The organism is Leisingera sp. F5, from assembly GCF_001593695.1.
The window spans coordinates 1-2,802 of sequence record NZ_LUKH01000338.1 but is presented as its reverse complement, the minus strand read 5'-3'; the positions used below and the strand labels follow the sequence as shown (position 1 = coordinate 2,802).

General features: G+C 57.2%; 3 protein-coding genes and 1 pseudogene. 2 read left to right on the top strand and 2 right to left on the bottom strand.

Features of this window, described 5'->3' with window-relative positions:
* Positions 1-619 (top strand): annotated as a pseudogene (locus A2I95_RS29900) (radical SAM protein); the annotation flags it as partial.
* 22 nt (positions 620-641) lie between these two features.
* On the opposite strand, the gene A2I95_RS29895 reads toward A2I95_RS29900, so the two are convergent.
* Together A2I95_RS29895 and A2I95_RS29890 are read right to left on the bottom strand one after the other, a co-directional pair.
* On the bottom strand, positions 642-1,772 hold the full coding sequence (locus tag A2I95_RS29895; protein WP_291735725.1) for a hypothetical protein: 1,131 nt from the start codon (positions 1,770-1,772) through the stop codon (positions 642-644).
* 158 nt (positions 1,773-1,930) lie between these two features.
* Positions 1,931-2,200, bottom strand: a complete 270-nt coding sequence (locus A2I95_RS29890; RefSeq protein ID WP_291735723.1) for an usg protein — start codon at positions 2,198-2,200, stop codon at positions 1,931-1,933.
* A gap of 196 nt (positions 2,201-2,396) precedes the next feature.
* Between A2I95_RS29890 and A2I95_RS29885 the strand changes: the two genes are divergently transcribed.
* A partial coding sequence (locus A2I95_RS29885) for a DNA gyrase subunit A (RefSeq protein WP_291735722.1) occupies positions 2,397-2,802 on the top strand: 406 nt, incomplete at its 3' end.

The window sequence follows — 2,802 nt, the reverse complement described above, 5'->3', positions numbered from 1 at the left end:
GTTTGACGTGCTGATCCTGACCAATGCCATGCGCCCGATGATGCGCAAGACTGTGAAATCCGGATTACTGGCCTTGCAGGAAGAGTTCGGAAACAAGCTGACACTTCGCATCTCGGTCGATCACCACCGCGAATCCCTGCACGACAAGGAACGCGGAACCGGCAGCTTTGCCAAAACCATCGAAGGCATGGAATGGCTGCGCGACAATGCTGTGCAGATGGCCGTGGCGGGCCGCACCGTATGGGAAGAAAGCGAGGCGGAGGCCCGCAACGGCTATGCCGCGCTGTTTGCCGCGCATGGCTTTGCCATTGATGCGCACGACCCCGGTCAGACCGTTTTGTTTCCTGAAATGGACGAAACCGTGGAAGTGCCCGAAATCACCACCGCCTGCTGGGATATCCTGGGCAAATCCCCGGATAGCGTCATGTGCGCCTCGTCGCGCATGGTCGTTAAACGCAAAGGCGCCAAGGCACCGGCCGTGCTGGCTTGCACACTGCTGCCTTACGCGCCTGAGTTCGAGATGGGCGAAACCCTCGCTGAGGCCGAACGTCCGGTGCAGCTGAACCACCCGCACTGCGCCAAGTTCTGCGTTCTGGGAGGCGCCAGCTGCTCGGCCTGACGCCTCCTCTCTTGGGCGGGGCTTAGTAATCCCAGTTGCCCACGGTGAAATTGCCGGCTGTCAATTCGACATCCGATGTGAATTCCACCAGGACGTTGCTGCCGAAATAGAGCTTGTCCGCGCTGTTATCCATAAACAGCCGGTCTTCCTCTGCGGCCTCCCATTCGCCCCGGTCGAACAGGACGTCTGTATCTCTTGGGATCGCCCGGCTGGATTCCTGGCGATCAAACACAAAAACGTCTTTTGCAGCGGAAAAATCTTCAACAACTGCAACGGTCGAATAGGCATCCAATTCCACAAACAGACGGTCCCTGCCGCCGCCTGTCTTGATGGTGTCGGCTGCGTTCGCAAAGCTGCCGGTCAGGACATAGATATCATCCGACCCGCCGCCGGCATTCAGACTTTCTGAATGCATGCCTTCCAGAACAACTGTATCAGCGCCCCTGCCGGTTTTGATCACCGCGTCCAGCCCGCCTGGCGATGCAATGGTCGAGCCATTGATGACAACTGTGTCTTTGCCGCTGCCGGTTTTCACCGTGATATCTGCAGTAACGCCCCAATTGCCGTTGAACTCGAAATAGTCCTTGCCGCTGCCGGTGTTCACCTTCAGGTCGCTCACGTCGGCGTTCGCGGTGTACAGGACGCTGTCCGCGCCGGCGGATGTGTCGACACGGATGCTGTTTTCCGATGCGTCGGCTTGCTGGAAGATATTCAGCGTGTCGTCCTTCACCCCGCTCTGGATGGTGACGCCGCCATCTCCCGCAACTGCGTTCAAAACTATGTCATAAAACCAATGTTCAACCGAAATGACGCTTGTCTCAATGGTATTCAGATCCAGAGTGGAGCCACCTGACATGACCGCAGATACTTTTGATTTTACAGTGTCGTAACCGCTGCCGCCATCAAAGCTGAGCTGGCCGTACTTGCTGAGATTGTCACCGTCTGCGGTCACGCTGAAGCTCAACAGTTCCAGCGTGTCATCGCCGCTGCCGCCAAAGAATCGGTCGGTCAGATCCGGAATGTTCACACCATCCGGTTCGTGATGATACAGCGTGAAATCATCGTCGCCGCCCCGGCCGTAAAAACTCTCCCGGATCGTCGAGGACGCCACAAAGATGTTTTCGAACTGGTTTCCAAAAAAGTTCTTGCGCATGAATCCCTGCCTGCTTTCTCTGTGCCCCGGGTCCCGATAGGAATGCCGTGAGCCGGCCCGGGTGCTTCAAACACGCATAGGATTAGGGCGACGCCTGCATGCACGCAACGGCAAAGCCTGCCGCACGGCCCTGCAAACACATTAAAAAGCCAGCCGGTTCAGTGCAGCTGAAACTCTCCGACCACGTTGCGCCATTCTCCCGGGCCAATCATCTTGCGGTGATTGAAACGGACAGAATGCAATGGGCCTTCGATTTCCCGCTGCCAGAATTCGATGAACTCGAACAGCCGGGGATGATCCGGCGCCAGGTCGTAGTCCTGCCAGATAAAGGTGTTCAGGACATGGGCGTAATCGGGCATGTGATAAAAGAACTCGGCCGTGGTCAGACCATACCCCTTGAGCATCAGCTCGGTTTCGGACTCCTGCATCGGTTTTTTACCTCGTTTGACAACTCGTAGGTAAATGCTGCCAAGCAAATCTTTACTTATCAATAAAAACAGTGTGTTAGCAGACATCCCCGCTGGCTGCCAAAACGTGGCCCCCGGGCCGCCATTGCACCCTACAGATAGTCTCTGATATACACCCCTCAACAAGATATGGCAGATCAACTGACAGGCCCCTGACGTGAGCGATACGCCCGAACCACCTGAAAACACAGACGAAAATCGTCCGGCGCCGCGCGGCCCCTCGATCTCGATCGAAAACGAGATGAAGTCGAGCTACCTCGACTACGCCATGTCGGTCATCGTCAGCCGCGCGATTCCGGATCTGCGCGACGGGTTAAAACCTGTGCACCGGCGCATCCTCTACGCCATGTACGAGGGCAATTACACGCCCGACAAGTCCTATCGGAAGTCGGCGAAATCCGTTGGCGAGGTGATGGGCAACTATCACCCGCATGGCGATGCGGCGATTTACGATGCCATGGCGCGTCTGGCGCAGGATTTCAACGTCCGCTACCCGCTGGTCGACGGCCAGGGCAACTTCGGCAACATCGACGGCGACAACCCGGCGGCGTCCCGCTACACCG

Bases quoted from the DNA above. Each gene is read 5' to 3' on its own strand.
- A2I95_RS29895 (WP_291735725.1), bottom strand. From the start codon at position 1,772: ATGCGCAAGAACTTTTTTGGAAACCAGTTCGAAAACATCTTTGTGGCG.
- A2I95_RS29890 (WP_291735723.1), bottom strand. From the start codon at position 2,200: ATGCAGGAGTCCGAAACCGAGCTGATGCTCAAGGGGTATGGTCTGACC.